Annotated in this window: 26 protein-coding genes, 7 pseudogenes and 1 riboswitch; of the genes and pseudogenes, 15 read left to right on the forward strand and 18 right to left on the reverse strand. The window is 68.3% G+C overall.

The annotated features are described in order from the left end of the window. Positions 1 to 157: 157 nt before the first annotated feature. Together ACFYZJ_RS17970 and ACFYZJ_RS17975 are read left to right on the forward strand one after the other, a co-directional pair. The gene (locus ACFYZJ_RS17970; RefSeq protein WP_388568827.1) at positions 158 to 949 is read left to right on the forward strand and encodes a FadR/GntR family transcriptional regulator; all 792 of its coding nucleotides are present in this window, start codon (positions 158 to 160) and stop codon (positions 947 to 949) included. A gap of 246 nt (positions 950 to 1195) precedes the next feature. Further along, positions 1196 to 1831, forward strand: a pseudogene (locus ACFYZJ_RS17975) (IS110 family transposase); the annotation flags it as partial. 135 nt (positions 1832 to 1966) lie between these two features. Here the strand turns inward: ACFYZJ_RS17975 and ACFYZJ_RS17980 are convergent. Then, positions 1967 to 3046, reverse strand: a complete 1080-nt coding sequence (locus ACFYZJ_RS17980; RefSeq protein ID WP_388568830.1) for a Gfo/Idh/MocA family protein — start codon at positions 3044 to 3046, stop codon at positions 1967 to 1969. A gap of 113 nt (positions 3047 to 3159) precedes the next feature. Here ACFYZJ_RS17980 and ACFYZJ_RS17985 point away from each other — a divergent pair, with 113 nt between their 5' ends. After that, entirely contained in the window at positions 3160 to 3738 is a 579-nt protein-coding gene (locus tag ACFYZJ_RS17985; RefSeq protein WP_388568833.1) for a TetR/AcrR family transcriptional regulator, read from the forward strand. A gap of 158 nt (positions 3739 to 3896) precedes the next feature. Then, positions 3897 to 4427 carry a GNAT family N-acetyltransferase gene (locus ACFYZJ_RS17990; protein WP_388568836.1) on the forward strand — a complete coding sequence of 177 codons (531 nt, stop codon included), beginning with the start codon at positions 3897 to 3899 and terminating at the stop codon, positions 4425 to 4427. An 86-nt stretch (positions 4428 to 4513) separates the two neighbouring features. Here ACFYZJ_RS17990 and ACFYZJ_RS17995 read toward each other — a convergent pair. The 3 genes and pseudogenes from ACFYZJ_RS17995 to ACFYZJ_RS18005 all read right to left on the reverse strand — a co-directional run. After that, positions 4514 to 4735: pseudogene (locus ACFYZJ_RS17995) on the reverse strand (ATP-binding protein); the annotation flags it as partial. Positions 4736 to 4904: 169 nt separating this feature from the next. Then, positions 4905 to 5010: pseudogene (locus ACFYZJ_RS18000) on the reverse strand (IS5/IS1182 family transposase); the annotation flags it as partial. A 283-nt stretch (positions 5011 to 5293) separates the two neighbouring features. Beyond that, complete coding sequence (locus tag ACFYZJ_RS18005; protein ID WP_388568839.1) at positions 5294 to 6508, reverse strand: PP2C family protein-serine/threonine phosphatase; 1215 nt, start codon at positions 6506 to 6508, stop codon at positions 5294 to 5296. Positions 6509 to 6784: 276 nt separating this feature from the next. Between ACFYZJ_RS18005 and ACFYZJ_RS18010 the strand changes: the two genes are divergently transcribed. Together ACFYZJ_RS18010 and ACFYZJ_RS18015 are read left to right on the forward strand one after the other, a co-directional pair. Next, positions 6785 to 7147, forward strand: a complete 363-nt coding sequence (locus tag ACFYZJ_RS18010; protein WP_388568842.1) for a DUF488 domain-containing protein — start codon at positions 6785 to 6787, stop codon at positions 7145 to 7147. 61 nt (positions 7148 to 7208) lie between these two features. Continuing rightward, complete coding sequence (locus ACFYZJ_RS18015) at positions 7209 to 7616, forward strand: STAS domain-containing protein (protein WP_388568844.1); 408 nt, start codon at positions 7209 to 7211, stop codon at positions 7614 to 7616. Between the two features lie 96 nt (positions 7617 to 7712). On the opposite strand, the gene ACFYZJ_RS18020 is transcribed toward ACFYZJ_RS18015, so the two are convergent. Further along, positions 7713 to 7979, reverse strand: coding sequence for a SpoIIE family protein phosphatase (locus ACFYZJ_RS18020; protein WP_388568846.1), 267 nt, complete (start codon positions 7977 to 7979; stop codon positions 7713 to 7715). Between ACFYZJ_RS18020 and ACFYZJ_RS18025 the strand changes: the two genes are divergently transcribed. Then, a complete protein-coding gene (locus ACFYZJ_RS18025) occupies positions 7978 to 8169 on the forward strand; it encodes a hypothetical protein (RefSeq protein ID WP_388568848.1) in 192 nt (63 codons plus the stop codon). The two genes, ACFYZJ_RS18020 and ACFYZJ_RS18025, sit on opposite strands and share 2 nt — an antisense overlap. A 400-nt stretch (positions 8170 to 8569) precedes the next feature. On the opposite strand, the gene ACFYZJ_RS18030 is transcribed toward ACFYZJ_RS18025, so the two are convergent. The 4 genes from ACFYZJ_RS18030 to ACFYZJ_RS18045 form a co-directional block, all read right to left on the reverse strand. Next, positions 8570 to 9190 (reverse strand): hypothetical protein, encoded by a 621-nt coding sequence (locus ACFYZJ_RS18030; RefSeq protein WP_388568850.1) that lies wholly within the window; start codon positions 9188 to 9190, stop codon positions 8570 to 8572. Between the two features lie 123 nt (positions 9191 to 9313). Then, the gene (locus tag ACFYZJ_RS18035) at positions 9314 to 9802 is read right to left on the reverse strand and encodes a hypothetical protein (RefSeq protein WP_388568853.1); all 489 of its coding nucleotides are present in this window, start codon (positions 9800 to 9802) and stop codon (positions 9314 to 9316) included. Between the two features lie 210 nt (positions 9803 to 10012). Continuing rightward, entirely contained in the window at positions 10013 to 10396 is a 384-nt protein-coding gene (locus tag ACFYZJ_RS18040; RefSeq protein ID WP_388568856.1) for an integrase core domain-containing protein, read from the reverse strand. Further along, positions 10384 to 10542: a hypothetical protein gene (locus ACFYZJ_RS18045; protein ID WP_388568860.1), complete on the reverse strand. Its 159-nt coding sequence runs from the start codon at positions 10540 to 10542 to the stop codon at positions 10384 to 10386. The genes ACFYZJ_RS18040 and ACFYZJ_RS18045 overlap by 13 nt, the downstream gene beginning before the upstream one ends. Before the next feature lie 66 nt (positions 10543 to 10608). Here ACFYZJ_RS18045 and ACFYZJ_RS18050 point away from each other — a divergent pair. Next, positions 10609 to 10728, forward strand: a pseudogene (locus tag ACFYZJ_RS18050) (IS5/IS1182 family transposase); the annotation flags it as partial. Between the two features lie 215 nt (positions 10729 to 10943). Here ACFYZJ_RS18050 and ACFYZJ_RS18055 read toward each other — a convergent pair. Beyond that, entirely contained in the window at positions 10944 to 11540 is a 597-nt protein-coding gene (locus tag ACFYZJ_RS18055) for a hypothetical protein (protein ID WP_388568862.1), read from the reverse strand. A gap of 328 nt (positions 11541 to 11868) precedes the next feature. Here ACFYZJ_RS18055 and ACFYZJ_RS18060 point away from each other — a divergent pair. Beyond that, positions 11869 to 11952: pseudogene (locus tag ACFYZJ_RS18060) on the forward strand (IS5/IS1182 family transposase); the annotation flags it as partial. A 59-nt stretch (positions 11953 to 12011) separates the two neighbouring features. On the opposite strand, the gene ACFYZJ_RS18065 reads toward ACFYZJ_RS18060, so the two are convergent. Beyond that, positions 12012 to 12572, reverse strand: a complete 561-nt coding sequence (locus tag ACFYZJ_RS18065; protein ID WP_388568865.1) for a hypothetical protein — start codon at positions 12570 to 12572, stop codon at positions 12012 to 12014. Between the two features lie 104 nt (positions 12573 to 12676). Continuing rightward, positions 12677 to 13515, reverse strand: a protein-coding gene (locus ACFYZJ_RS18070; protein ID WP_388568868.1) for an IS5 family transposase whose coding sequence is annotated in 2 segments (ribosomal slippage) — positions 12677 to 13149 and positions 13149 to 13515 — 840 coding nt in all. Because the reading frame shifts where the segments join, the coding sequence is not laid out codon by codon here. Between the two features lie 111 nt (positions 13516 to 13626). Between ACFYZJ_RS18070 and ACFYZJ_RS18075 the strand changes: the two genes are divergently transcribed. The 3 genes from ACFYZJ_RS18075 (at position 13627) to ACFYZJ_RS18085 (ending at position 16462) form a co-directional block, all read left to right on the forward strand. Then, entirely contained in the window at positions 13627 to 13755 is a 129-nt protein-coding gene (locus tag ACFYZJ_RS18075; protein ID WP_388568871.1) for a hypothetical protein, read from the forward strand. 475 nt (positions 13756 to 14230) lie between these two features. Further along, positions 14231 to 14315: riboswitch (ZMP/ZTP riboswitch) on the forward strand. A gap of 22 nt (positions 14316 to 14337) precedes the next feature. Beyond that, complete coding sequence (locus ACFYZJ_RS18080) at positions 14338 to 15204, forward strand: bifunctional 5,10-methylenetetrahydrofolate dehydrogenase/5,10-methenyltetrahydrofolate cyclohydrolase (RefSeq protein WP_388569452.1); 867 nt, start codon at positions 14338 to 14340, stop codon at positions 15202 to 15204. A gap of 139 nt (positions 15205 to 15343) precedes the next feature. Continuing rightward, complete coding sequence (locus tag ACFYZJ_RS18085) at positions 15344 to 16462, forward strand: IS630 family transposase (protein ID WP_388568874.1); 1119 nt, start codon at positions 15344 to 15346, stop codon at positions 16460 to 16462. 33 nt (positions 16463 to 16495) lie between these two features. Here the strand turns inward: ACFYZJ_RS18085 and ACFYZJ_RS18090 are convergent, their stop codons facing one another. Beyond that, positions 16496 to 17296: an inositol monophosphatase family protein gene (locus ACFYZJ_RS18090; RefSeq protein ID WP_388568877.1), complete on the reverse strand. Its 801-nt coding sequence runs from the start codon at positions 17294 to 17296 to the stop codon at positions 16496 to 16498. A 428-nt stretch (positions 17297 to 17724) separates the two neighbouring features. On the opposite strand from ACFYZJ_RS18090, the pseudogene ACFYZJ_RS18095 reads away from it, so the two are divergent. Together ACFYZJ_RS18095 and ACFYZJ_RS18100 are read left to right on the forward strand one after the other, a co-directional pair. After that, positions 17725 to 17838: pseudogene (locus ACFYZJ_RS18095) on the forward strand (threonine dehydratase); the annotation flags it as partial. Positions 17839 to 18541: 703 nt separating this feature from the next. Beyond that, positions 18542 to 19342, forward strand: a complete 801-nt coding sequence (locus tag ACFYZJ_RS18100) for a polysaccharide deacetylase family protein (protein WP_388568879.1) — start codon at positions 18542 to 18544, stop codon at positions 19340 to 19342. 148 nt (positions 19343 to 19490) lie between these two features. Here the strand turns inward: ACFYZJ_RS18100 and ACFYZJ_RS18105 are convergent, their stop codons facing one another. After that, positions 19491 to 20498 carry an alpha/beta hydrolase family protein gene (locus ACFYZJ_RS18105; protein WP_388568882.1) on the reverse strand — a complete coding sequence of 336 codons (1008 nt, stop codon included), beginning with the start codon at positions 20496 to 20498 and terminating at the stop codon, positions 19491 to 19493. 638 nt (positions 20499 to 21136) lie between these two features. Between ACFYZJ_RS18105 and ACFYZJ_RS18110 the strand changes: the two genes are divergently transcribed. After that, positions 21137 to 22333 (forward strand): hypothetical protein, encoded by a 1197-nt coding sequence (locus tag ACFYZJ_RS18110; protein WP_388568884.1) that lies wholly within the window; start codon positions 21137 to 21139, stop codon positions 22331 to 22333. A 194-nt stretch (positions 22334 to 22527) separates the two neighbouring features. Here ACFYZJ_RS18110 and ACFYZJ_RS18115 read toward each other — a convergent pair. The 4 genes and pseudogenes from ACFYZJ_RS18115 to ACFYZJ_RS18130 all read right to left on the reverse strand — a co-directional run. Then, positions 22528 to 23386 (reverse strand): annotated as a pseudogene (locus ACFYZJ_RS18115) (D-alanyl-D-alanine carboxypeptidase family protein); the annotation flags it as partial. 187 nt (positions 23387 to 23573) lie between these two features. Further along, complete coding sequence (locus ACFYZJ_RS18120; protein ID WP_388568887.1) at positions 23574 to 23981, reverse strand: hypothetical protein; 408 nt, start codon at positions 23979 to 23981, stop codon at positions 23574 to 23576. A 228-nt stretch (positions 23982 to 24209) separates the two neighbouring features. Beyond that, positions 24210 to 25016 carry a polyprenyl synthetase family protein gene (locus ACFYZJ_RS18125; RefSeq protein WP_388568890.1) on the reverse strand — a complete coding sequence of 269 codons (807 nt, stop codon included), beginning with the start codon at positions 25014 to 25016 and terminating at the stop codon, positions 24210 to 24212. A gap of 134 nt (positions 25017 to 25150) precedes the next feature. Continuing rightward, positions 25151 to 25606 carry a hypothetical protein gene (locus tag ACFYZJ_RS18130; protein ID WP_388568892.1) on the reverse strand — a complete coding sequence of 152 codons (456 nt, stop codon included), beginning with the start codon at positions 25604 to 25606 and terminating at the stop codon, positions 25151 to 25153.

Consider the following 25606-nt stretch of genomic DNA (forward strand, 5'->3'; position numbering starts at 1 on the left):
GCCTGGACAGTTCAAAGCTAGGTCTGTCGCCCTCGCTCGTCCAGGGGGCGACACGAAATTCCTCCTTTGGTCTGACCAACTAATGGGCAGATCGGGATACCATCGACTCCGGGCGGGCGGACACCGGCTCGCCCCCACCTCGACGAGAAGGGTTTTCATGGCTGAGCCGACGATCTGGGAACCTGTGCCGCGGTCGCGCACCTACGAGCTGGTCCTCGCGCGGATCGAGGAGCAGATCCTGGCCGGCAAGCTGCGTGTCGGGGACCGGCTGCCGACCGAGCGGGAGCTCGTCGAGTTGCTCGGGGTCAGCCGCGCGGCGATCCGCGAGGCCTTGCGGGTGCTGGAGGCCCAGGGGGTGCTGCGGGCCCGGGTGGGCACCGGCCCCGACTCCGGCAGCGTCATCGCCGCCATGCCCAGCGCCGGCCTGACCCAGTTGCTGCGGCTGCACATCGCGCTGGCGAACTTTCCCGTCAAAGACGTCGTGGAGGCCCGCGCCGCGCTGGAGCGGTCGAGCGCCCGCCTCGCCGCCGATCAGGCCAGCGAGGCGGACCTGGCCCGGATGGCCGAATGCCTGGCCCACATGGACGCGCCCGAGATCTCCCGCGAGGAGTTCAACGACCACGACACACGCTTCCACGTCGCCATCGCCGAGGCCGGGGGCAACCGCCTGGTCACCGATCTGACCGTCGCGGTACGCAACGCGGTGCGACACACCCTCCTGGCATCCTTCCACCGGCTGGAGGACTGGGAGGACGAACGGGACCGCCTGCGCGCGGAACACCACGCCATCCACGACGCCATCGCGGCCGGGGACGTGGAACGCGCCGGCGACCTGGTCGAGTCCCACATCCGGCGCTTCCACCACGACGTGGTGCGCACGGTCCTTCAGTCCGCCGAAGGCACCTCCGCCCAGTCGGCGGTCTGGGACAGCCCCCCACGGGAGCGATGAGCCGCGGGGTGGGGTCTGGGACGGCCCCCGTGATGTTTTCCGCGGTCCTGCAAGAGGACCGCTGGCCTCCGGGCCCGGCATGACTGTCCCCCTGTCGAACGGATGACCTGGGGGATGGTGTCACCGGGCCCGGGAGGCGCCGTCGGAGACGCTGATGAGAGGTCCGACCACCGCCTGGCCCGGCGCAATGCCTGGCCGCTTGCGGGCGGCGGGTCTGCATGACGTGGATGCGCGTATACGACGCCAATGCCCTGGCCGACACCGGATGAGTCCCGGTCGGGAGGTAAGTTGGACGAGATCGACGACGTGGGCGTCTTCCTCGGCCTGGACGTGGGCAAGAGCGCCCATCATGGGGACGGGCTGACCCCGGCCGGGAAGGTCTTCGACAAGCGCTGCCCAACAGCGAGCCAAAGCTGCGGGCCGTCTTCGAGAGGCCGGCCGCGAAGTTCGGCACCGTGCTGGTGATCGTGGACCAGCCCGCCTCGATCGCAGCCCTGCCACGGTCGCCCGGGCCGCCGGCTGCAAGGGCGCCTACCTGCCTTGTCCATGCGGCGGATCGCCGATCTCCACCCGGGCGAGGCGAAGACCGACGCGAAGGACACCGCGGTGATCGCGGACACCGCACGGACCATGCCGCACACCCTGCGCTCGTTGGCACTGACCGACCAGATCACCGCCGAGCTGACCGTGCTGGCGGGCTTCGACCAGGACCTCGCGGCCGAGGCGACCCGCACCTCGAACCGGATACGCGGCCTGCTCACCCGGTTCCACCCCAGCCTGGAGCGCGTCCTGGGCCCTCGCCTGGGCCACCCCGCCGTGACCTGGCTGCTGGTACGCCACGGATCCCCAGCCGCCCTGCGGAAAACCGGACGCCGCAAGCTGCCGGCACCACCAATTCTCACCAGCACCAACCCCAAACCCACAGGCCGCACTGGCCGAAGCCACACGCCCGACGGGGGGTTGCCCCCGGGGGCGACCTCGCTCAGCAGTTGGTGGACGTGGTGGGTATCGGAGGGTTCAGTGGACTTCCTGAGGGGTCGTGGTGGCCGCCGCGCGTTCGATCACAGCGAGGAGCCGGTGGTGACGCAGGCCGGCGGCGAAGTCGGGGTCGGGCCGGCGCCGTTCGGTGATGGCGGCGGCGACCTCTCGGTAGAGGGCCGCGATGTTGGCGGGTGGGCCGGCGGGGATGCCGGCGGGTACGGTCCGGTAGGACTCGGGCACCGACAGGAGTTCGCCGTCGACCCGAATCTCCCAGTCGCTCCAGTGGATGAACGACCCCGGTTCGGTGGGGGTGGCGGTGAGGGTGCCGGTGCTGCCCGCGAGCTTCAGCAGGAACCCGTCCGGGGTGCGCCCGTTGCCGCCGTGGATGGTCACCGACGCGGTGGCGCCGCCCTCCAGCAGCCCGTGCACCAGTACCTGGTCGGGGGTTGCGTTGACCTCGGTACGCTCGGTGTCGCCGACACGGACGCGTTCGTGCATGCGGGGCAGTCGCGCGGAGACCTCGGTGAACCGGCCCGCCACTCGTTCCAGGGTCGCCAGGAAGTGGCCCGCCATGATCGTGAGGATTGAGTTCCCCGCGGCGGGGTCGAGGCTCCAGGCCAGTTCGGCGGGGATGCTGCTGCCGCCGAAGGGGTCGCCTGCCGCGACGACCACGGCCGACTGAAGCGTGCCGATGCGGCCCTCGGCGAGCAGGTCGGCAACGAACGCGGCGCTCGGGGAATGACGGCCCTGTAAGACGACCGCATGTTGTACGCCCGACGCCGAGGCGGTCTCGGCCAGTTCGCGTGCCTCCTGTTCGTCGACGGCCAGCGGCCACTCGGACACGACGTGCTTGCCCGCGTCCAGTGCGGCGCGGATCACCGCGGCGTGCCCGGTCACACGCACCGAGACGACGACCAGGTCTACGTCGGGGTGGGCGGCGAGCGTGGCGGCGTCCGCGAAGGCGTGCCGGATGCCGTGCGCCGCGGCCACGCGGTCCGCGCTGGCCTGGTTGGTCGTCGCGACCGCGGTCACTTCGTACTCGGGGAGCCCTGTGAGCGCGGGCAGGTGCGACCCGTCCGCCCATCCGCTCGCCCCGACCACTCCGACTCGGATCATGCACCACTCCCTAATTGTGTACCTGCCGGTATAAAACTAGAGGTGGGGCGAAAGCCGGCGCAAGACGTAACGTACCGATAGGTATAAAACTTCGGAGAGCAACGGAGGACACGATGCCCGGGGGGCGCCCACGCTCGTTCGACGCCGACACCGCCCTCGACTGCGCCCTTGAGGTCTTCTGGCGCCAGGGCTACGAGGGCACCTCACTGACCGATCTGACCACCGCCATGGGCATCAACAAACCCAGCCTCTACGCCGCCTTCGGCAACAAGGAGGAACTCTTCGGCAAAGTCCTCGCCCGCTACCTCGAAGGGCCCGGCGGCTACGCCGCCGCCGCGCTGGGCGCGCCCACCGTCCACGAGGTCGTCCGGCTCCTGATACACGGCGCAATCGACCTCACCGCGGGCCGGGACACGCCGCACGGATGCCTGTGCGTCAAAAGCGTCCACGCCGGAGGGCCCGATTCGGAGCCGGTCCGGCGGAACGCGGTTGCTGCTCGTAAGGCCGGCGAGGCGGCGCTGCGCAGACGACTGGAACAGGCCGACGACCTGCCGCCCGGCTACACGCCGGCCGACCTCGCCGCACTCGTCCACACCATCTCTGACGGCATCGCCGTCCAAGCGGCCGCAGGACGCACCCGCAACGAATTGAGCCGCGTCGCAGAGACGGCGCTGCACGCGCTGCTCGGCTGAACATCCCGGCAATGCGGCGTCCGGAACCGGGCGGTTGCTCGGCCTCCCGCGGCTGGTACAGCGGTTCATCTGCGTTGTCGGGCCTTAACCCGGAATCTTGTTACATGCGGACCGGTCTGGAACCTCGGCAGGATGGGCGGATGGAGCAACCTCTTGACGTGCCTGAACTCGCCGCTGGTGGTGGATTCACGCTTCGGCCGTGGCGCCTTTCGGACCTTACGCTGGTTCGTGAGGCGTCGGAAGACGACTACATCCCGTTGATCACGACGGTGCCGTCGCCCTATTCCGAGCCGGCGGGCGTCGCGTTCATCGAACGGCAGTGGGGTCGGGCGACCACAAGGGCTGGGTACACGTTCGTCATCGTGACCTCTGACGACCGACCGGTCGGACAGGTGGGGCTGTGGCTGAGGGACCTGGCACAGGGCCGTGCGTCGCTGGGCTACTGGGTCGTCAAGTCGGGGCGCCGTCAGGGTGCCGCCGTGGCTGCCCTCGACGCAGTGGTCGGCTGGGCCTTGCGTGATCTGCGGATTCCCCGGCTTGAACTGTGGGTGGAGCCGTGGAACACGGCCTCCCTGCGCACTGCCGAGCGTGCTGGGTTCCGACGTGAGGGGCTGCTGCGAAAGTGGCAGCAGGTGGGGGACGAACGCCGGGACGTGTTCATGTATTCGCTGCTGAATGACGAGCTGTGATGTCGTTGGTCCTGCCGCCGGGCCGGCAGGACCAACGCGCTGGCAGCACAGTCAACCGTCCTTGACGGGGCCTCGGTGCGGGCCCGGGTGCTGGCGAGCCGGTAGGAGTCGGTGCCGGTCTCAATCGTTCCGTTGAAGGTGAGCCGGTCGACGATGGCCGCGCAGAGACGAGGATCGGTGAACGTCTTCGTCCAGCCGCCGAAGGACTCATTGGAGGCGATGGCGACCCTGTTCTTCTCCTCGCGCTCGGTCAGGACCTGGACGAGGAGCTTGGCGCCACGCCGGTCGAACTCCATGTATTCGAGTTCTGAGGTGCTGTCCGCGAGCGCGGACGGGCAGCCCGCATCCGCCACCGCAGGTCCGCCCACCCGAACCTGCCCGCCACCAGCGCGAAGACCGACTCCAACTCCTCGGCCCAACCCTCGACTTCAGGAGATGGTGGCCTCGCCCGGTCGATCAGGTGTGTGCCGGGACGGAGTCCTGCACGCTCGCGGCCGTGACCAGCACAGCCAGGAGCAGGCCGAGCGTGTCGGTGACGATGCTCCGTTTTGCGGCCGACGATCTTTTTCGCCGCGTCCGCGCCCTGCCCGGCGGCCGGGACGCCGGCACTCCACCAGACCCGCCAAGACGCCAACCCCGGTCGAAAAACCCAGAGCAAAAGCACACGTCACAGGTGAAAATGACCCCTAGAGGCCTCTAGATGGGGTTTCGTGGAGTGATGACTGTTTTGAAGCGCCCCGCCTACCAGCAGATCCTCGCCGCCTTCGCCGAGGCGCGGAAGCCGCTGCGGGCCCGCGACCTGTGCGAGGCCCTCGACCTCGACAAGGACAAGATCCCGGCCGTGGCCGGGGTCGGCGCAGACCGCGTCACTGGTACTGCGGGCGCCATTCGAAGAGCAGGATGGTCGCGTCGTCCCGCAACTGGTTGCGCTGGTAGTCGAGGATGGCGTGGATGAGCAACCGCAGTACCTCGGCGGGGCGCTGGCCGGCGGCGGAGGAGCGGATGATGAAGTCGGTGAACCGGTCGAGGCCGAACTCCGTGCCGTCCGCGTCGCGGGCCTCCACGACACCGTCGGTGTAGAGCAGGACGCAATCGCCTGGTTCCAGGATCGTCTCGTGGACCTTCCGGGCTGCCTGGGCCGGTGGACCGGCCAGGCCGATCGGCGGCTGCGGGATGCTGTCCAACGCCCCGGCGAGCACCCGCTCCGCACGGATCAGCAGGGGCGGCGGGTGACCGCAATTGACCCAGCGCAGCACCCCGGTCTCGGCATCGAGCCGGCACAGCACGCCGGTGCAGAACTGGTCGGGCAGCCATTCGGCGAGCGCCTGGTCGACGGAGGCGACGACGTCGGCCAGGTCGTGCCCGCCGCGGCGGGCGTTACGCGCCGCCGCCATGGCGACCGACGTGGTCAGGCCGGCGGTCAGGTCGTGGCCCATGGCATCGAGGATCATGGTGTGCAGCACGTTCTTGACCACCGAGTGGTCGAAGGCGTCGCCGGCGATGTCGTACGCCGGTTCCAGGACGGCGGTCGAGACGCACCTGACGCTGCCGATGGTGCGGGGTGGCAGGAAGGCCCGCAGCATCTCGGCGGGCAACCCCATGGGCGCGGTGCGGGTACGGGCGGCGAGCCAGTCGCTGTAGGCGCGCTTGGAGGTGACCAGCATGGCGAACAGATGGGCCAGCATCCGACTGCGACGCATCCGCACCCCGTCGAGCGAGGCGGTCCCCACCGCCAGCACGCCCAGCCGCTCCGCCCCATCCACCAGCGGCATCCAGACGATCAATCCGTCGTCGGTATCGCCCACCCGCGGGGAAAGTGTGCGGTAGGCCCACCCGGCCGACGAGCCCTCCACTGCCAGCGGCTCCAAGTTCTCGGCGAGGGGGATCAGCAGCCGTTGTTGCAGGTCGGCGAGGTAGATCAGCGCGGTCTCCAGGCCGAGGGCCGCGGCGCACCGGTTCGCCAGGGCCGGCAGTTCGACCGGCAGGGCCGTCTGCGCCTCGATGATCAGCTCTTCCAACCGATGCTCGTCGATGGCGGCGTCGGGACCGGAGGAGGCGTGCGGTGGGTCCGACACGGGCATCACCCCTTCCCCGCTCAGTCTCACACCGCTCCCGTGCTCTCTCATATCAGGCAGCGGCCAGGGCGGTCTCTGAGCTGGACCAGGCACATCTTGTGCGCCTGCCAACCACCGCCGGTCCTCCAGCAAGATCACCGTGTGCGTCACGATGCAGGCGCTCCGGATGCGAGGCTCGATAAAATGAATGAGGCATGGACGTCCGCCCACGCGGTGGGGGAAACGCGCCCACCCATCCGCAGTCGCGGGCGGGTCGGCCGACCGATCTGGAAGGGCTCTGTCATGGTCGGACAGATCGCATACCGCAGGGTCTACGAGGAGACCTCGCCGCAGGACGGCAAACGCGTGCTCGTCGACCGGGTCTGGCCTCGGGGCATGCGCAAGGAGAGCGCGCATCTGGACGAGTGGCTGCGTGACATCGCCCCGTCGAGCGAACTGCGCAAGTGGTACGGCCATGAGCCCAGTCGCTTCACCGAGTTCCGGCGCCGCTACCTGGCGGAACTGCGCGACGCCGGGCACCGCGAGGCAGCCGGGCATCTGCGTGACCTGGCTGGGCACGGCAAGCTCGTGCTGCTGACAGCCACCAAGGACGTGGACCGCAGCCAGGCCGCCGTCCTCGCCGAATGGCTCACCAAGAACCGGTGACGGACACTCGGGACGTCGGCTATGCGGCTGTCGCCGTCCGGAGACGTGAAGAGGGTTGGCCATGCGAACGACCATCATCCGCAACGAGAGCATGATGGCCAGCTACGACCTGGTGAACGGCTGGACGGTTGTCGAGGTCGACGGTGATCTGGACGCCCACACCTCGCCCATGATCCGTGAAGCGGTGATCGAGCTTCTCGAGGGGGGTCATCGCCATTTCATCCTCGACCTGGGCTTCGTCCCCTTCATGGATTCGATGGGGCTGGGCGTGATCGTGGCGGTCACCAAACGCATCCGTGAACACGAAGGCTCGCTGCGTATCGCGTCCGTCTCCGGCCGGATACTGAGGATCTTCGACCTCAGCGGCATGCGCGAGAGCTACGAGATCTACCACTCGTCGGAAGAGGCGACGCGATCTGCTCCTTCGCGCGGCGGCCTCGTGCACTGGCCGCACCCGTCGTCCAGCTGAGAAGCCGCTTCTCCGAGTCCGCTGGTCATCGATTCTCTGCGCGTCCCGGAGCTCTGGAAGGGCCACCCGAACGCAAGGGTGGTCGGAGAGGCCGACTCATCGAGCCGAGTCGTCCGGGGTGCGCAGGGCGAGGACGGCGACGTCGTCGTCGACCACCTGCCGGCTTTGGGTGATCAGGGCGTCGCACAGCTCGTCCAGCGGGGCCCTGGCCAGGCGGGCGGCGTGCTCCGCCAGGTCGTCCAGGCCGGTCTCGATGTCCTGGCCGCGGCACTCGACCAGCCGGTCCGTCGGTGACAGCAGCAGGGTGGCGCCCGACGGGAGCGGTTGCGCGTGGCTGAACGGCGAGGCCGAAGAAGGCTTCATGGATGTCGTCTCGCGGTTCTCATCGGATGTCAGCAACGCCCGCCAGTACGCGCCTGGCCCCGTTCTGCTCGACCTGCGCGTCACCGGCGCCGTGATCGAGGTGGTCGTCTGGGACAGCGACCCCGTTCTGCCGGTGGCCCCGGGGCCGCCGACCCGGGCCGCGCAGGCCAGTACGGACTGGAGACCGTGATGGCGGTCGCCCAGGCTTCGAGGCGCAGCAGGAGCCGGTCGGCAAACGCATCACCGCCCGTCTTGTACTGCTGGACGTCCGGGGCAGCGCCGTGGCCGGCTGCCGCCCCTGCTGACCCGCCCGGCTCATCCGCCGAACACACGCTGTGCGGCCGGCACCTCTTCCGGGAGGGTGGGATCGCCTTCCCGGTGGGCGCCGGTGTCGGGCTTCCGGCCGACGGCCGTATGGATCGATCGCCGGCTGCCGCCTGCTGGGCACAACAACCAGCTCGCGGGCCCGCGTATGGCCGGGGGTGACCGCGCTGGCGCTGGCGCTGCTGTTCGGCGCCGCGTGCCGGATGCTGCCCGCACCCATGAGGAGCGCGGCCACACCCGCTCCTGCTCACCCATGGCGGCCCTCCTCAGGGCTGCCGGCGCCGACGGTCCGCATGACCAGGCGTACGGTCTCCCGGTCCTCCTCGTCCTGTGCCGTTTGGAAGGCGCGCGAAGTAGTGCCGCGCGCGCTCCCGGCCGTACACGGCGAACAGCAGACCGACGCCGTACTCCTCGTTGGCCGGGAACTTCTGGCTCTCGTGGCGCAGCTCCCGCAGAGCATCCTCGTCGCCATCATGGGCGCGGCGGATGATCTCGTCCATGTGACGTTTACGCTGGTCCGCCATCCGCTGGAACTCGGGGTCCGTGAGCGAGGACCGGAACTCGCCCAGCAAGTCGGAATGTGGAGCGACCTGCTCCAGCAATCGCAGCACATCGGACAGCCCGTCCGTGTCACCCGTCAACAGGCAGCCGTATGCCACGAGTTCCAGGACCTCGGCGTCCCGTGGCATCCCTTCCCGTGCCTGCTCAGCCGCGGTGAGGACACCGCACGCAGTGATGCCGCTGCCCGGCCTCTGCGCGAGTGCTGCCAGCACCTTGCACCATTCTTTGAGATCTGCCGGGCCGGCCTCGCCGCGCGCTGCCAGTTCCCGGTACGCGTCTGCCTCCAACTCCAGTAGCCGGAACTCCCGCTCGACTTGGTCACGCACCGTGGCCAGGTTCCTCAAGGCGCTGCTGACGATCGGGCGCAGTGGGTCGCCATCCGAGCACCATTGCCGCTGTGCCCTAATAACCTCTACCAGAACGAGACGGCATGGCGGGGAGTGACCCCGTCAACGCATCGGGCGTAGGACGACTGTGTAGTCCTCTCCGCCGTACAAGGACTCGTAGCGGATCTCGAGTGTGAGCCGCCGATTGATCAGATCCTTGACTTCGGCGTGGTTCTGCGGGTCGTAGCTCGCGACACTCAACAAGTACTGTTCGTAGTCGATGGCGATGACCTCTCCTTGGCTGAAGGTCACGGCGGATGGGCGCACCGACAGGCGGTCGCGGACTCGATCGGCACTGAGTCTGTCCCAGGCACCAATCACTTCGCCATCGACGGTGAGCGTGCTCTCGACGATGACCGCTGGCCCGAGTCCGGAGTTGATGAGCCGGATCCCAGCTCTGCCTCCTGTCGGCCAGCCGCGGTGTAGTTGGAGTATCGGGCGCACGGAGTGGCGGTTGTGTTGCCGCATGGCGTGCGTCTGGTAGACCGAAACGACCAGCGATGCGACAGCGATCACGACCGCGCAGATCGCGGTGATGGTGTCTGCGTTCATGCATCCCCCCCGGTGAAGTCTCCTCGCTCGGACGGTATCCGAACCGATCGTCGTGTTCCCCGCCCGGCCTTCACCGGTTGGTCAGGTCATCGGGCGTCGCCGTGGGACGTGAACTGTGGGAGCGGATCGAACCGATGTTGCCGAGGAGGTGGCGGCGGTTCCGGTATCCGTATCCGGGCCGCCTGTCGGTGTGCCACCGACGAAGATCGATTACGCCTGGGTCGTGGTCTTCTGCTTGAGGCGTTCGTAGGGGGTCTGGCCGCCGAGGCCGCCGTGGGGGCGATGGTAGTTGTAGTAGTCCTCCCACTCGCGGAGTTTGTCGTTGAAGACTTCGGCGTCGTCGATGATGACGCCGTCCAGGAGCCGGTAGAACTCCTCGGCGTCGATGCGGTGGGAGCGTTCGACCTTGCCGTTCAGGCGTGGGGTGCGGGGCTTGATGCAGGTGTGGGCGATGCCTTTGTCGAGCACGTGCCAGTGGAAGGCGGACTGGAACTCGGCGCCGTTGTCGGTCTGGATGACTTCGACCTGGAACGGCAGGCGTTGGATGACGTAGTGGAGGAACTGGATGGCGGTTTTCTGGTTCAGCGGCGGCACCAGGTGTAGTACGCCTGCCGGCTGATCCCGAAGTAGCGGCAGGACATCGCGACGTTCCCGGTGACCTCTTCGACGTGGCGTATGACGGCCAGGCGCCGCTTGGCCTCACGGTCAAGCGGCGGGGTGGTGGGGGTGGACTTCGGCATGTGGATCTCCGTAGTGATCGGAGACCCAGGTGTCAACAGTGATCGTCAGTGGCACACCGACAGCCGCCGACACTGCCGGACCGGGGTGTGCTACACGGAATTCTGTACGTGCTGCACACAGGCATCCAGTGGGAGTACGTGCTGAAGGCGCTGGGCTTCGACTCAGGCATCATGTGCCGGCGCCGTTGATGAGGATCAGCGAAAACGGCCAGGCCCGTTCCCCAGTTGGTTGGACCGTTCAACGGTCTGAGGAGGCTGGCGCGGTCAGGTCGGTGCGTTCATCGGCGCAGCAAAGTCCGGTACGCATGGGGCACAAGGGGAATGCGCCCCGGGGCATGGCCATGCCCCGGCCGGCCGGAGCCGGACGCGGGGCGCAGCGCGTGGGTGCGGGGTCGGTCAGTTCAGGTCCAGATGTCCCAGCCCTGGTAACCGTTGTCCTGAGAGGGTCCGTTGCAGGGGTAGCCGCGCAGGAGGTCGCTGCCGTTGGGCCCTGCGTTGGAGTCGTCCAGGCAGCGGCCGGTGGCGGCGTTCTGGAGCACCTGCTCGTAGTAGCCTGCTGCGGTCGTGCGGTTGACGATCCGCCAGCCCTGCCAGCCGCCACTGAAGCTTTGGGTGTAGCAGGGGAAGCCGCGCAGATAGTCGCTGCCGTCCGACAAGCGGGTGGAGTCGTCCAGGCACAGTCCGGTGGCGCCGTTCTGGAGCTGGGCGTAGCCGTTGGACAAAGCGATCACCTTCCATTGTTGCCAGCCCCCGCTGTAGTTGTATTGGGCGCAGGGAAAGCCGCGCAGCAGGTTGCCGTCCGGCAGGTTGGGGGCGTACGAGTCGTCCACGCAGCGTTTGGTGCTGTTGTTACCGCCCAGCCAGTAGCCCAGGCTGTTGACGTCCCACCAGTCGGTGTTGCCGTACGCCTGCGCGGTGCCGCTGGCGGCGGCGATGCCACCGAGGGCGAGCGTCGCGGCGAGGGCGCCTTGGATGGCGCGTTTGGTGATGGTCCGCATGCCAGATGAACCCCCCGCTTGCGTGCGAGGGCAGCCCTGATGCTTCCCCCCGTCACACCAGCGAGCCTATGGCTGTCTCGCAGCGTGCCAGGGAGACGAGAACCAGCCAAGGCGTCATCTCTGCACTGATTTCCAGGGTCGGCTACCGGGGTGAGACCTCCTCCACCGACCGCCGGCTACCGGGCACCGCATCGCGCCCGCTGTCCGCGGCCGAGCATCGCCGCCTAGCAGGTGTCCCCGACAGCAGGGGCGCTGACGTGAGGAACTACGTGAGTGGGGCTGGCCAGTACCCGAGCACTGGATGGGGAGATTCAAAGAGCCCCATCACCGTCTGCGGGACTGGAACGAGGCCGAAGTCTGGCAGCGGCTGCACGAGATCCTGCTCGCCGAGCTCAACGCGGCTTCGCGGTTGGGCTGGCCTTGCCTTTGGACCGGCCGAAGCCCGAAGCCCCCCCTGCCCGCTCACTTGTCCTAGAGATCCTGCTCAGGTGGCGTGATCCCAAGGTCTGCACGCATGACGCGGCGCAATTCCCACAGGGCGTCCCAGAGCCTTCTCATGTCCTCCTGGGCTACGTCCAGGCCCTCCCCCTCCTCTGCGAGGCCTCTGTCGAGCCGCTTCAGTAGGCCGTACAGATCACCGAAGCCGCGGTTCACCGTGCTGGCTGCTGCCATCACAGCATCGGGCAACATCATTTGGGCCTCGGCATGGCGCAGACGGTGGTCCCGGCGTGCTCTATCCAGATCCGATCGCAGTTCGTCTGTCACCTCGCCAGCCTTCAGGGCGTGCCAGAAGTTCGCCATCACGGTGATGTAGTCGCGAGTACCAGCGTTGAGAGCGGCGTAAGACGTTCTTCGCGCTTCAAGCTGAGCCTGGCGAGTGGCGTACTCGCGTTCCTCGGCCTTGAGTTGCCTGGCGTGTTCCAGCTCGCGGAGCCTCGCACGGTCAGCAGTGCGCTGTGTGAGCAGGGCTGACGCGAGGGTGCCCCCGATGCCCAGAACTGCGACTGCGATCTCGCTGATTGAACTACTCATGCCGCCCCCGTACCCGATCAGCTCACAGAGACTGTACCGGGCAGTCGTCGTCCGCTCCCGGGCACGCGTCGACGCGCAGGCCTGGTCCTCCTCGGTAGATCAACTCATGGTGTTTCCCGATGGAGTGAGAGCTTCTTCAGTCGGCGCCGGCAGATGATGCTGCAGGCCAGGCTGAGGAAGGCTGCGTGGATGTCGTCGCGGATTTCCCAGCGGATGCGTGACCGGCGGAACCAGTGCAGCAGCGCGAAGCTCTGCTCGACGACCCACCGGTGGACGCCCAGACCTGAGCCGTGGCCGGTGCCACGGCGGGCGATGACCGGGGTGATCCCCAGGGCCTGCACCTGCTTGCGGTACGTGTCGTGGTCGTAGCCGCGGTCGGCGTAGAGCCTGACCGGTCGCTGTCGGGGCCGCCCTCGCCGGCCACGTACAGGCGGGACTGCCTGGATCAGGGGGACGAGCCGGGTGACGTCGTTGCGGTTTCCGCCGGTCAGCGATACCGCCAGTGGGATGCCGTGCCCTTCGGTGATCAGATGACGCTTGGATCCTGTTCGGGCACGGTCGACCGGGCTCAGTCCTGATTTGGGCCGCCCTTGAGCGCCCTGACGTGCGAGCCGTCGATCACCGCCCTCGCCCAGTCCAGCGCGCCGACGGCGTTCAGTTCCGCCAGGAGCGACTCGTGCAGACGCTGCCAGACACCCGCCTCGTTCCAGTCCCGCAAACGCCGCCAGCAGGTCATGCCGGAACCGAAGCCCAGCTCCTGCGGCAGGAACTCCCACGGAATGCCGGTGTACAGCACGAACAGGATGCCCGACAACACCTTCCGGTCGTCCAGACGCTTGCGCCCCGGGTGATCTGTGCGGCGCGGCACAACCGGCAGCAACGGCTGGATCCGCGCCCACAGCTCATCGGACACGATCCACGGCGGCTGCTCACCCCTTCTCATGTGAAGGCTAACGCCCCGTCAGGCACCAAGATCAAACCGACGTGTTGATTCCCGGCAAGCCCTAAGCAGGCAGGCTGCCCACTTCAAACGCACACGGATCGCGCTTGGGCGGTGTTCAAGCAGCAGACGCCAGAGCTGGAGCGAATCACCAAAGCGTTTCGCGACCGCGAGTCCGATCGCGTATCGCTCGACGTCGGCGACATCACCGGTGGCGGCACGATTGGCCAGGCCCTGCAGTAATCGATCCTGGTCCAGCACCGATGCGCGGTCCGCCAATGCCCGGATGGGATCGCCGGGCGGCTCGGGACCCCCAGTACCTATGGCCACGACAGGCGGAACTGAGTCATGCCACCACCGGCTTCCAGATGCGCACCCTGCCATCCGGAAGAACGACAGCAGCAAGATGTTCGATTCCCAGGAAGTCTTCATCTCGGCCAGGACGGACCTGTCGACCTGGCGCACACCCGTGCCCGAGCTCGGTGCTGGCAGGCCCAAATGTTCAGGAGTCGCGTATTCGCCGTAGCCGTCGGTCGATCGTCTCCCTGTTGACTTCGTGTACCTCCAAGTAGCGGTGCTTTCGGTGAGTTCGCCGGACGCGTGGGCGGATCAGGAACGTTGGCGAAAATCGACGTCAGTCCGGATGGGGATGGGCCGTGAGGAGTGTCCCCAGCTGAGCACGCTGGCCAGTGTGAGCGTGGTGCGTCTACTACACTGCAGTGTGGGCCGTGACTGGCGCTGAGGTGGAGCACCACCGGGGAGCGGTCTGACGAGACGTCTTGCCGTGCGCCTGGGCGAGTGATCAGCAGCGCCTGGAGGGCAATGATGTCCGCGACTCAGACGGCCCAGCTCATGGATGGCACCAGTCTCGCCAAACGCATCGTCGAAGAGGCTGCTGCCAAGGCGGCGGAAATCTCACGACGCACGGGGACCAGTCCCTGTCTGGCGACGGTGCTGGTGGGAGACGATCCCGCCTCTGCCACGTACGTCCGGATGAAACGAGCACGGTGTGAGAAGGCAGGTATCCAATCCCGGCATATCGGTCTGCCCGCCACCACCACGACCGCCGAACTGATCGACATCCTCGCCGGCCTGTCCAGCGATCCAGAGGTGCACGGCATCCTGCTCCAGCACCCCTGCGGCCCTCACATCGACGAGCGAGCGGCGTTCGAGGCCATCGCCCCCGAGAAGGATGTCGACGGGGTCACGACGCATTCCTTCGCCGCGATGAGCTTCGCGCTGCCGGGCTTCGTGTCCTGCACCCCGGGCGGGATCATGCGCCTGCTGGAAGCGTACGACGTCGACCTCGCCGGCAAGCACGCCGTCGTGGTGGGTCGCAGCCCGATTCTCGGCAAGCCCGCCGGGATGCTCCTGCTGGCCAAGCACGCAACGGTGACGTACTGCCACTCCCGCACGACGAACCTGTCGGCGATCGTCCGGGAAGCGGACGTCGTGGTAGCAGCCGTGGGACGACCCCGGCTGATCCGCGGTGAGGACATCAAGCCGGGCGCGGTCCTGATCGACGCCGGATACAACCCAGGCAACGTCGGCGACGTGGACTTCGACACCGCCCGCACCCGGGCCCGTCTGATCACTCCGGTGCCCGGCGGCGTCGGGCCGATGACCATCGCCGTCCTGCTAGCGCAAACCGTGGACGCCGCCGCGAACCAGCTCGGAATCCAGCACCACTGACCTCCCGACCAGCAGCCCCTTGGGATCGAGCCGGAAATGGTCACGTACGTGAGTAGTGCTCTGACCGGGAAGGTTCGCCGGGGCGGTCGTCCGGGCCGTTGGATGTACGGTGACGTTCGGTCCGACTGCTGGGGGTGTGGTGGCAGAGCCTGTCCGTGTGCGCAGACTGACCGACCAGGAGGGGCAGAAACTGCAGCAGATCGTGCGCCGGGGCGGCACCAGTTCGGTGCGCTACCGGCGCGCGATGATGCTGCTGGCCTCGGCCGGCGGGAACCGGGTGCCGGTGATCGCGAAGCCGGTGCAGGCCGATGAGGACACCGTCCGGGATGTGATCCACCGGTTCAACGAGATCGGCCTGGCCTGCTTGGACCCTCGGTGGGCGGGAGGCCGTCCCCGCCTGCTCAGCCCTGACGATGAGGACTGCGTCGTGCAGACGGCCACCACCCGCCCGACCAAGCTCGGCCAGCCCTTCACCCGCTGGTCCATCCGCAAACTCGCCGCCTACCTGCGGAAAGTGCACGGCCGTGTCATCCGGATCGGCCGCGAGGCGTTACGGTGCCTGCTCGCCCGCCGCGGCGTCACCTTCCAGCGGACCAAGACGTGGAAGGAATCGCCCGATCCGGAGCGCGACGCCAAGCTGGACCGCATCGGGGAGGTGCTGGAGCTTTTCCCGGACCGTGTCTTCGCGTTCGACGAGTTCGGGCTGCTCGGCATCCGGCCCACCGCCGGGTCGTGCTGGGCCGAGCAAGGCAGGCCCGAGCGGCATCCCGCAACTTACCACCGCACCCACGGGGTCCGCTACTTCCACGGGTGCTACTCGATCGGCGACGACACCCTGTGGGGCGTCAACCGCCGCAAGAAGGGTGCCGCGAACACCCTGGCCGCGCTGAAGTCGATCCGGGCCGCCCGCCCGGACGGCGCCCCGATCTACGTGATTCTGGACAACCTGTCCGCCCACAAAGGCGTCGACATCCGTCGCTGGGCGAAGAAGAACAAGGTCAACCTGTGCTTCACCCCGTACGCGTCCTGGGCCAACCCGATCGAGGCCCACTTCGGACCTGCTGCGGCGTTCACCGTCGCCAACTCCAACCACCGCAACCACACCGCCCAGACGCGCGCCCTCCACGCCCGCCTGCGCTGGCGCAACGCCAACGCCCGCCACCCAGACGTCCTCACAGCTCAACGCCGTGAACGTGCCCGCATCCGTAGTGAGAAGGGCATCCGGTGGGGCGGCAGGCCCCTCCAGGCCGCAGCCTGACCCAGCCCGACGAAAACCCATGCGGTCACAGCACTAGCTTCGGCAGCGCATCATCGACATCAGCAGCCTGTGGGTCTCGTCGTCGGCGGCGACCACAAGCCCACGACCTGCCTCCCCAATCGGGGCACCGTCGATCCCGGTGACAACGCAGCCAGCAGCCCGGCACAAAGCGATGCCGGCCGCGAAATGCACGCTCCTGGAGAGGTCGCCGCCATCGGTGACATACGCGGCGCGCTTGCCGGCAGCCACCCAGGCCAGCGCCAGAGTCGTGGATACGACGCGCGGCCGGAAACGTTCGATGAACCCAGGATGGGCCAGCAGTTCCACGGCCCGGAATCCCGGCGCACTCGGGAACGGCGGATCCAGGTTGACGTCCACCAATCCGGTAGCGGGCGTGGGCGTCAGCAGTGTGTCGTCGGCCCCGTCATGCCGCACCCAGGCGGTCGCCGCGTCGGTGAAGAACACCTCGCCGCTGAACGGGTCGGCCACGGCCGCCGCCCCATCGCGCAGCGCCACGTTGACGGCCACCAGCATGTTGCCGACGGCGTAGTTCAGCGTGCCGCACAGGGGATCCACCAACCACTGGCGCACAGCGTCAGCGGCGCCCTGCTGCCCGCCTTCCTCGCCGAGCACCGCGTCATCGGGCCGTGCGGCACGGATGACGCCGAGGATCGTCTTCTCGGCCTCCACATCGGCGGCGGTGGCAAAGTCCCCGGCACCCTTGTCGATGCGGTTGAGTCGCTGGCCGTACATGTTGCGGACCACGTCCGCGCCGGCCCGCGCCCCGGCTATCGCGACTGCGGCATCGTCAGAGCTCGCGTATGAGTCGATCATGCCGTGCAGACTATCGAGGCGAAGCTACCGCCCCGGCGAACCTTCCCGGTCAGAGCAGTAGCGACGTCGTCTTCAACGTGAGACGCCCACCTGACGGCCGGCATGCGCCGCTACATCGCCGAACGGACCGGCTCGCCGTCGACGAGCTCCCGCCCCAACGCCCCGGACCCCAACGCAGTCGAAGGCATCCGGTTCTTATTGCGGCGGACTACCACGGCCGGGCCTTCACCGACCCGCAAGACCTGAGCACCGCGTCCGGCGGGGGTTGCGCCGGCTCCGATACCGCCACGACATTCTCGACGGCTGCCTCACCGGGACCGGACTCGTGACCACCCCGCCATGACGACATCGCGCATTAAAAAAGTATGCGTGAATCGGCTGACCACTCAATTGCTGGTGGAACAGCGCCGACCCTACGCTACTGAGTCATGCAGGGGCCGCGCCTCGACACTGCTCGGATCCGGGCGGCTCGCCGGGTCATCGACCCGATTTTCCTCGACACTCCGCTGTACCGCTGCGAGGCACTGGGGGCCGACCTCGGTGATCGTCCGTCAGCCGCTGTGAGGCCGACCGCGACGGCGTCCGCGGAGCCAGGCGATGCGGTAGGCAGCAGGACGATCAACCAGGACCCGGAGCGTTCTCCTCGATGAATATGCGTCCGTGCGTGCGGTCACGAGCTCATGGACGACGGCCGGGCCGTGGCCGCTTCCGCCGGTGTCGCGGGAGCGTGCGTCGTCCATGCGGGTGAAGCCTCCGCCCGTTCCCGGTCGGCCTCAAAGATGGGCCGCTCCTGCCGCACTGCCGCCCCTCCCCCTGCCTCGGCTTCACTCGGTCGGCGCAACCGGGCGCCGGTGACAAGGCTCATGGGCGAGCCGGGACTGTGGTGCACAGCGACTGGCCTGCGACAGCCCGGCCGGGACAACCGTCATGGCGACCTGCCAGGAGCTGCTGCCGGGCCGTCCAGTGACGATCTTCCCGGCTGGACGGGCAGCCCGAGGAACCCGGGCATCCCCGCTCCACTACCTGCACACCTTGGAGAAGCGCGTCGGGCTTCATCTCAGGCATGAGGCCCGGTCCGCAGCGGACGCACGCAGGTTGAACAATGCGGCGCTGAAATGCCGGCTTCTGTACCGCGGGGTACCTTCCCCAGCAGGGTCAGGAACGGCACGGCAGCCAGAGGAGCCCGGCACGGTGAAGCAGCGCGTGAGGCGAGCCAGGGTCTGCGTACCACTGGCGGGCGCCGTCATGGCAGCCGCAGCCGCCAGCGGCTGTGGTGCAAGCGGTGGCGGCGCGACCGGCCCGGACGCCCCCACCCGCAGCGCTTCCAGCACGCCCTCCTTCGTCGACGCGGCCGCCTGGCACAAGTGGGGCCTGACACCGCTGCCCGCGGCCCCCGAGCCCCCGGCCGACAAACCCATCAAGCTCTCCCCCACCGGCCCGGTCCCGGTCTTCGCGCACATACCGACCTCGCAGAAGGTCGTCTTCATCTCCATCGACGACGGACTGGAGAAGGACCCGAGGTTCATCCAGATGATGCAGGACTTGAAAGTCCCGATCACCATGTTCCTGATGGACGATGCCATCAAATCGGACTACACGTACTTCAAGCCGCTGCAGGCGATGGGCGACCACATCCAGAACCACACCCTGCACCACCCGAAGATGACCAAGCTCCCACTGGCCCGCCAGAAGGAAGAGGTGTGCGGCGACCAGAAGGTGCTCACCAAGGAGTACGGCACCGCGCCGCTGCTGTTCCGCCCGCCCTACGGTGCATACAACAAGGACACCGAGACCGCGGTCGGTGAGTGCGGGCCCCGGGCGATCGTGTGGTGGCGGGAGTCCATGCGGATCCGCACCCTGCAGTACCAGGTCCCGGACAAGAAACTGCGTCCCGGCGACATCATCCTGGCCCACTTCCGCGGGCCGGCGGAACTCAAGGGCGCCACGATGACGGAGATGTTCGGCAATCTTCTCAAGTGCATCCAGGAGCAGGGCTTCGCGGTGGCCCGCCTTGAGGACTACATACAGGCACCGGCCGGTCGCTGAGCCGACCAGAGGCACGACGGTACAGTCGGCAACCGCCGAAGTAGCGTCCTCGCAGAAGCATGACCTTGGGCGGCCACCGCAGCACAGGCGCCGGTGCGCGAGGCCGGGCGCCGTGAATTGCGCACGGCAGCTGCTCGGCGGGCGCGGCTCAGCCGGTCCCGGTGTCCGGCGTGGTGCAGGCCCCGCGCCGGGTTCCGCCGTGGGCACTGAGGAAGGCGAGCAGGTCGCAGACGGACTGGCCGATCACCTGGTCGTGCCCCGCCCCGGGGTAGGTGCGCTCGAGCACGGACGGTGAGCCCAGCTGGCGCAGATGGGCGACGACCTGGTCGGTCCAGGCGGGCGGCACGTCCTGGTCGGTCCCACCTTGGATGATCAGTGCGGGGACAGGGACAGGGAATCGGTCGGGATCGCCGTAGGCACCCATCCGCTCTCCGATCCGGTGCAGCTGGTCGGCACTCAGCGGCAGCATCTTCCCGGTGTCCAAGCCCTTGAGCACCGGCGCGCTGTTGGCGGAGCACGCGGCCAGGACCCGTGAGGCGGTGGCGGCTGACGCGTTCCCCAGCAGCGAGCGCAGGCTCACCGACGCGTCGCTGGAGTCGGTGGCCGCCAGCCCGGCCAGGGAGTAGAGCGCGAAGGACAGCTCGCCGGGTACGTGGGAGGCTTTCACCCCGGCGAGCATCGCCTCCAGATGGCTGGCCGGGGCGATGGCCACCACCCCACCCAGGCGTTGAGCGCCAGTGGGGTGCGCGGCGTGGGCGGCGAACAGGGCGGCCTGGCCGCCTTGGGAGTGCCCGACCGCGAACCACATGCGCCCCAGGCCGGGAACCAACTGGTGGGCGCCGGTGACGATGTCGGCCACCGCATTGCCCTCGTCGGCGCCGACGAGACAGGTGTGCATGCCCGGGGTACCGAGTCCGGGGTAGTCCGAGGCAGCGACGGCGTATCCGGCGCGCAGCAGCGCGCCGAGTTCCTGGCTGTAGGCGTCTGATCCGACATCGGGTAGCTGAGAGGGGGCGCAGGCGTCGGCCACGCCGGTGGTGCCGTGCGCCCAGGACACCACCGGCCAGCCGTCCCGAGGAGGAGCGCCGGGTGGCAGGAGTACGGTGCCGCTGACCGGGATGTCAACGCCATGGGCGTTGGTGGAGTGGTAGAGCACGGTCCAGCGCCGGGCGTCGGCCAGCCGGGCATCGGGGCCGTGGTCGGTGGCGGCGATCAGTGCGCCGGTGTCCCGGCCGGCGGCGGCTCGGGTACCCGGTAGGTGTGGCCCACCATGGCCACCGCCGACGGCGCAGCGCTGGCTGCGGCACGGGTGACCGCCGGATCGGCCGCGGGACGGGGGAAAACGCAGCCGCCCGCGACTGCCGCGACCACGGCCGCGACCTCAGTGGTCAGTGGTCCAGCCATGCGCCGGGGCCCCGGCGCTCCGTCCGGACGCTGGACCACCCTCTGCAGGCAGTGCGGCATCTCCATGGTGGGTGGTTCCTCTCGAGCGGAACCGCTCAGCTCAGCATCACCCTGGCATCACCACCGGCCCCGCGCATCCGGTGATCCACCCCCGTGACCCATCGCCTCTGCCCGGCGACGATGACAGGTGGGCAAGAGGGGAACCCTCGCACCTTTGCCACCAGGCCGAAGCTCTCCGACTTCCTGTGCCGCTGGTGGCCGGCCTGGCGGCCTCACCGCTTCCCACTGCGCCGCGTGTCGTGTCACCGGATTCCACCACTTCGGCTGTAGCCCTGGGAGCTCGGATGCGACGACGGGTCTCGCAGTCCGAGATCAGCCATGGGAGGAACAATGGGCGGATTTCGTCTCGCAGCAGCCAGGCGCCGACGCTTCACCTTGTCGGCAAGCCTTGTCCTGCTGCTTTGCGCGCCGCTGTGGGCCACCGGTTGCGACGGCCGGGGCGGTTCACCACCAGCCTCCGACACGTTGTCCGCATCACCGGCGCCCATGGCCTCCGCCGCCCTTCCGGGCATGCCCAAGCCCGTGGACCCGCACGACCTCTACGCCGCGGACCGGCCCGGTCATCTGGTGGACGCGGTCAAACGCTTCCCTTCGCACGTCTACGTGCCCAACCTGCGCAGCGACACGGTTTCCGTGATCGACCCGGCGACCTACCGGGTGATCGACACGCTGAAGGTCGGGCGGGAGCCGCAACACGTCGTGCCGTCGTGGGACCTCAAGACCCTGTGGGTCAACAACGACCTGGGCAATTCACTCACCCCGATCGACCCGGCCACCGGCAAAGCCGGGCCTCCGATCCGGGTGGAGGACCCCTACAACCTGTACTTCACCCCGGACGGCAGGTACGCCGTCGTCATGGCGTCGAACCTGAGGCAGATCGTCTTCCGAGACGCCCATACCATGGCACTGGTCAAGGCCGTGCCGGTCGACTGCGCCGGGGTCAACCACGCCGACTTCTCCGCCAACGGCCGGTACTTCATCGTCTCGTGCGAGTTCAGCGGCGATCTGCTCAAGATCGACACCGCCCGCCAGGCCGTGATCGGTCACCTGAAGCCACCCGGCACGCCCGGGATGCCGCAGGACGTCAAGATCTCGCCCGATGGGCGGACCTGGTACATCGCCGACATGACCCGCAACGGCGTCTGGGTCCTCGACGGCGACCGCTTCACCCCGCCCAGACTGCTGCCGACGGGAAAGGGCGCACACGGACTCTATGTGAGCCGTGACTCGCGCACCCTCTACATCTCCAACCGTGGCGAGGGATCGATCTCGCTGCTGGATCTGCACTCAGGGCGGCTGACCGGAAAGTGGACCCTGCCGGGCGGGGGAAGCCCCGACATGGGCGGCCTTTCGATCGACGGCAAGATCCTTTGGCTGTCGGGCCGCTACCACGCGGAGGTCTACGCGATCGACACCTCCAACGGGCACCTGATCAAGAAGATCAAGGTCGGTAGCGAGCCCCACGGGCTGGCCGTCTACCCCCAGCCCGGCCGCTATTCCCTGGGTCACACCGGCGTCTTCCGCTGACCGCCTCCTCCGCCAGTCACCTGGACGACCGACATACGGACCGCAGACGACGCAGTCGGCTCAACCTCGGCGGCACGGTCGCCGCACCTGCGCGAAGTCATGAACGCGATCCTCCACGTCAACCCCACCGCTGGAAGACGTGTGGTTGGCGGACGTCAAGAGCGCTTGCGACGACGCACCAGATCCGGCAGCGGTCAACGGCGGTTGACCAGGAGCGCCCCGACCGAGAGCACCATCAGCAGCCCGCCCGCGATCCCCAGGGCGTTCGAACCGCCCGTCCCTTCCTCCTGGCCGGAGGTGCCGGGTCGCGTGCCGGCCCCCGCGGCGTCCTTCGGTGCGACCAGCTCGCCCACCGGATTGACTTTTCCCTCCGCACGGAAGCCCCAGTCGAACAGCTTCGCGGCTTCCTTGTAGACCTCGTTGTGCTCGTGCTTGGCCGGGTTCATCACGGTGACCAGCAGCACCTTGCCGTTCCGCTCGGCGGCGCCGGTGAAGGTGGCACCCGCGTCGGTGGTGTTGCCGTTCTTCACGCCCGCGATACCCGGGTACACCGGGACGTCGGTGTCGCCGCTGGGCAGCCTGTTGGTGTTCTGGATCACCTCGGACTCGAAGCGGGCACGCGCGGTCGAGCAGTAGTCGCGGAAGTCCTTCTTCTGCAGCCCGGATCGGGCGAACAGCGTCAGATCGAACGCCGACGACACCTGTCCCGGCTCGTCGTAGCCGTCGGGACTGACCACGTGGGTGTCCAGGGCCTGCAGTTCGTCGGCGTGGTCCTGCATGTCCTTCACGGTCTGTGCCACTCCGCCGTTGATCACGGCCAGCGTGCGCGCGGCGTCGTCGCCCGAGCGCAGGAAGACACCGATCCACAGGTCACGGACGGTGTAGGTATGCCCCTCCGTCAGGCCGACCACGCTGGAGCCGACGCCCATGCCCGCCAGGTCGGACGCCACCACCTTGTGCCGGGTCTCCTTGGGCAAGCGGGGCAGCAGCGTGTCCGCGAACAGCATCTTCAGCGTGCTCGCCGGGGGGCAGCCGCCAGCGCGCGTTGTGCGCCCGTGGTCGACGGTTTCGCCGTGCTCCCCGCGAAGTCACAGCACATCAACATCAGGCTTTCCGTCATCACCGAGGTGATCCTCACACATGCCCAGGGCGGTGCCCCGCCGAACCTGGTATTGGAGGAGATGCTCGGGACAGCCGGGACCTCGTACAGGCCCCGGCATCCTCTGGTACTGCTACGGGGTCAGCGGACCCTGACGGTCTCGGTCGGCGTGACCAGTTGCAGGTGGAGCTTGTTGGAGCCCCAGTCCGTCTCGTAGAGCGCGCCGCGGAACTGCAGCGTGCCACGGTGCTTCGCCTTCACCCAGGTGTCGACCGAACCGCCGTCGAAGACCGCTCCGTGAGCGCACTTCACCGTGCGCCAGGATGCTTTGCCCTGCCGCTCCTGCACGCAGAACTTCTGGAAGAGGTCGTCGTCCTTCGCGGCGTATCCCTTCACGTGGACGCGCGCGCCGGCTTTCACGGTGCGCGGACCCACCTTGAAACCATAATCGGCCTTAGCCGAAGCCGTCACCGCACTCAGGCCGAGTACCGCAATACCGGCTGCCGCAACAACGGCCGCACGCGCGGCACGCCGGTTGATCACAACCATCGTCTGTTTCCCCTTCGGATAGTCCGCGGCCCGCAGCCGCTGTACCCGCTCGGCGCTGTCGACCCGTCAGAGGGGAAACAAGGGAACGCCGTTGCCCCGCAATGCCCCATTTTTTCGGCTGGTCTCGGTGAGCGTGACCCAGAGTCCGGGCCGTCAGCGGCCCGTGACTCGAACTGCGCATCAGTGCACGATCGGACCATGCGCATACGCAGAGAAGTGCGGTGGCTTCTATGGGGGGGCTCTGGTCGGGTGATCGCAGTGGAGACTGCCGTGACGGTGATATGGGTGGCGTATGTCCTGCTCACCGGCTGCTGGGCCCGGGCGGACGGCCGTTGACGGACCCCGGTGCCTCCACGCCGGCCTGCGTGGTGCAGAAAACCACGCAGGCGTGAGCCTGCGCCCACAACCGTGACCCCATCGCCACGGTTGAATTCGGCAGTTGGCTTGGTGCTGATGCGGGATTGCTCCGACCAGGATCGCCCCGGCCTGGCAGGCGGCGCCGGTCAGCACGGCAGTCTTGGCTTGCATGACGTTCAGGACGGTCGGCACTCCGCAGGTCAGGTCGCCGCGGATTTCTGTTTCGCGCATGATGCCCTGGCACATGTGCCGCAGTGCCTGGACGGCTACCCGTGCCGCTTGCAGTACGTGCTCGGCGGGGCCCGGGCTGAGCAGCGCCGCGATTCCGGCCATCGACCGTCCGTCGCCTGCTACCAGAGCTTCGGCGAGGCCGTACTGCTCGGCGTTGGAGGCCCGCCCGCGGCGTACCGGGTCCTGGTCGATGATGTCATCGTGAACGAGGCTGGCTACGTGCAGGCATTCGATGCCGGCCGCGAAAGCCAGCACCTGGTCGGCGGTGCCGCCGACGGCTTTGGCCGACTCCATGCACAGCACCGGGCGCAGGAGCTTCCCCGGCGGGAACAGCGCGTCCAGGCAGGCCAGCTCCAGCAGGCTGTCGCCGCTGCCCACCCAGCGAAGCAACTCGGCCTCCAGGAGCGGAAAGTACGTGTCGCCGGTGGGGGGCACAGCAATGGACATGGCGCGTCCTTTCACAGGTCAGCAGGGGATCACTGCGCGCATGAGGGGCCGCCACACATTGAGCAGCGTGCCCAGGGGTGGCTGCACCGGTCGGCGGAGGACGTCCTGGCCTGCGGCCAGCACCCCGTCGAGGATCAGGGTGAGCCGTCGCACCCGGGACAGTTGCTCAGCGGGGCGTCGACGTGGCCCGGGCTGAACGCGCGGGTTGCCGGTGCCGGGGTGGGCCACGGCAGACGGAAGGGTGGCCGTGTGGTCAGGGCGTCTTTGGTGCGGCGGTGGAGGGCAAGCAGGCCCAGGAGCGCGGCGCCGGTAAACCACAGGACCTGGACGGCCAGATCGCCGGGCAGGGGTTGGTCGGTGAAGCCCGCGGCGGTGGAGGCCTGCATGGTGCCGTAAGTGGGCAGGAATTGCACGGCCGCGCTTTTGGTGCCGCCGCTGGCCAGGGGGCTTTGCAGGCCGACATCGACGAGGCTGGTCATGACCACGGCGAACATGCCCTCCACCTCCCGGCGGCGCAGCACGGAGTCGAAGACGACGTCGAGCGCCCCGTAGGTCATCGCGCCGCAGAACAGGGCCGCGGCGAGTTGCAC

This window comes from Streptomyces sp. NPDC001848, from assembly GCF_042891915.1.
Classification (GTDB): Bacteria; Actinomycetota; Actinomycetes; order Streptomycetales; family Streptomycetaceae; genus Streptomyces.

Coding starts and splice junctions, on each gene's coding strand:
- ACFYZJ_RS18090 (WP_388568877.1), bottom strand. CDS start 17,296: ATGATCGACTCATACGCGAGCTCTGACGATGCCGCAGTCGCGATAGCC.
- ACFYZJ_RS17970 (WP_388568827.1), top strand. CDS start 158: ATGGCTGAGCCGACGATCTGGGAACCTGTGCCGCGGTCGCGCACCTAC.
- ACFYZJ_RS18100 (WP_388568879.1), top strand. CDS start 18,542: ATGGCAGCCGCAGCCGCCAGCGGCTGTGGTGCAAGCGGTGGCGGCGCG.
- ACFYZJ_RS18065 (WP_388568865.1), bottom strand. CDS start 12,572: ATGAGTAGTTCAATCAGCGAGATCGCAGTCGCAGTTCTGGGCATCGGG.
- ACFYZJ_RS17980 (WP_388568830.1), bottom strand. CDS start 3,046: ATGATCCGAGTCGGAGTGGTCGGGGCGAGCGGATGGGCGGACGGGTCG.
- ACFYZJ_RS17985 (WP_388568833.1), top strand. CDS start 3,160: ATGCCCGGGGGGCGCCCACGCTCGTTCGACGCCGACACCGCCCTCGAC.
- ACFYZJ_RS18110 (WP_388568884.1), top strand. CDS start 21,137: ATGGGCGGATTTCGTCTCGCAGCAGCCAGGCGCCGACGCTTCACCTTG.
- ACFYZJ_RS18120 (WP_388568887.1), bottom strand. CDS start 23,981: ATGGTTGTGATCAACCGGCGTGCCGCGCGTGCGGCCGTTGTTGCGGCA.
- ACFYZJ_RS18035 (WP_388568853.1), bottom strand. CDS start 9,802: ATGAACGCAGACACCATCACCGCGATCTGCGCGGTCGTGATCGCTGTC.
- ACFYZJ_RS18015 (WP_388568844.1), top strand. CDS start 7,209: ATGCGAACGACCATCATCCGCAACGAGAGCATGATGGCCAGCTACGAC.
- ACFYZJ_RS18025 (WP_388568848.1), top strand. CDS start 7,978: ATGGATGTCGTCTCGCGGTTCTCATCGGATGTCAGCAACGCCCGCCAG.
- ACFYZJ_RS18125 (WP_388568890.1), bottom strand. CDS start 25,016: ATGTCCATTGCTGTGCCCCCCACCGGCGACACGTACTTTCCGCTCCTG.
- ACFYZJ_RS18080 (WP_388569452.1), top strand. CDS start 14,338: ATGTCCGCGACTCAGACGGCCCAGCTCATGGATGGCACCAGTCTCGCC.
- ACFYZJ_RS18020 (WP_388568846.1), bottom strand. CDS start 7,979: ATGAAGCCTTCTTCGGCCTCGCCGTTCAGCCACGCGCAACCGCTCCCG.
- ACFYZJ_RS18045 (WP_388568860.1), bottom strand. CDS start 10,542: ATGCCGAAGTCCACCCCCACCACCCCGCCGCTTGACCGTGAGGCCAAG.
- ACFYZJ_RS18005 (WP_388568839.1), bottom strand. CDS start 6,508: ATGCCCGTGTCGGACCCACCGCACGCCTCCTCCGGTCCCGACGCCGCC.
- ACFYZJ_RS18010 (WP_388568842.1), top strand. CDS start 6,785: ATGGTCGGACAGATCGCATACCGCAGGGTCTACGAGGAGACCTCGCCG.
- ACFYZJ_RS18055 (WP_388568862.1), bottom strand. CDS start 11,540: ATGCGGACCATCACCAAACGCGCCATCCAAGGCGCCCTCGCCGCGACG.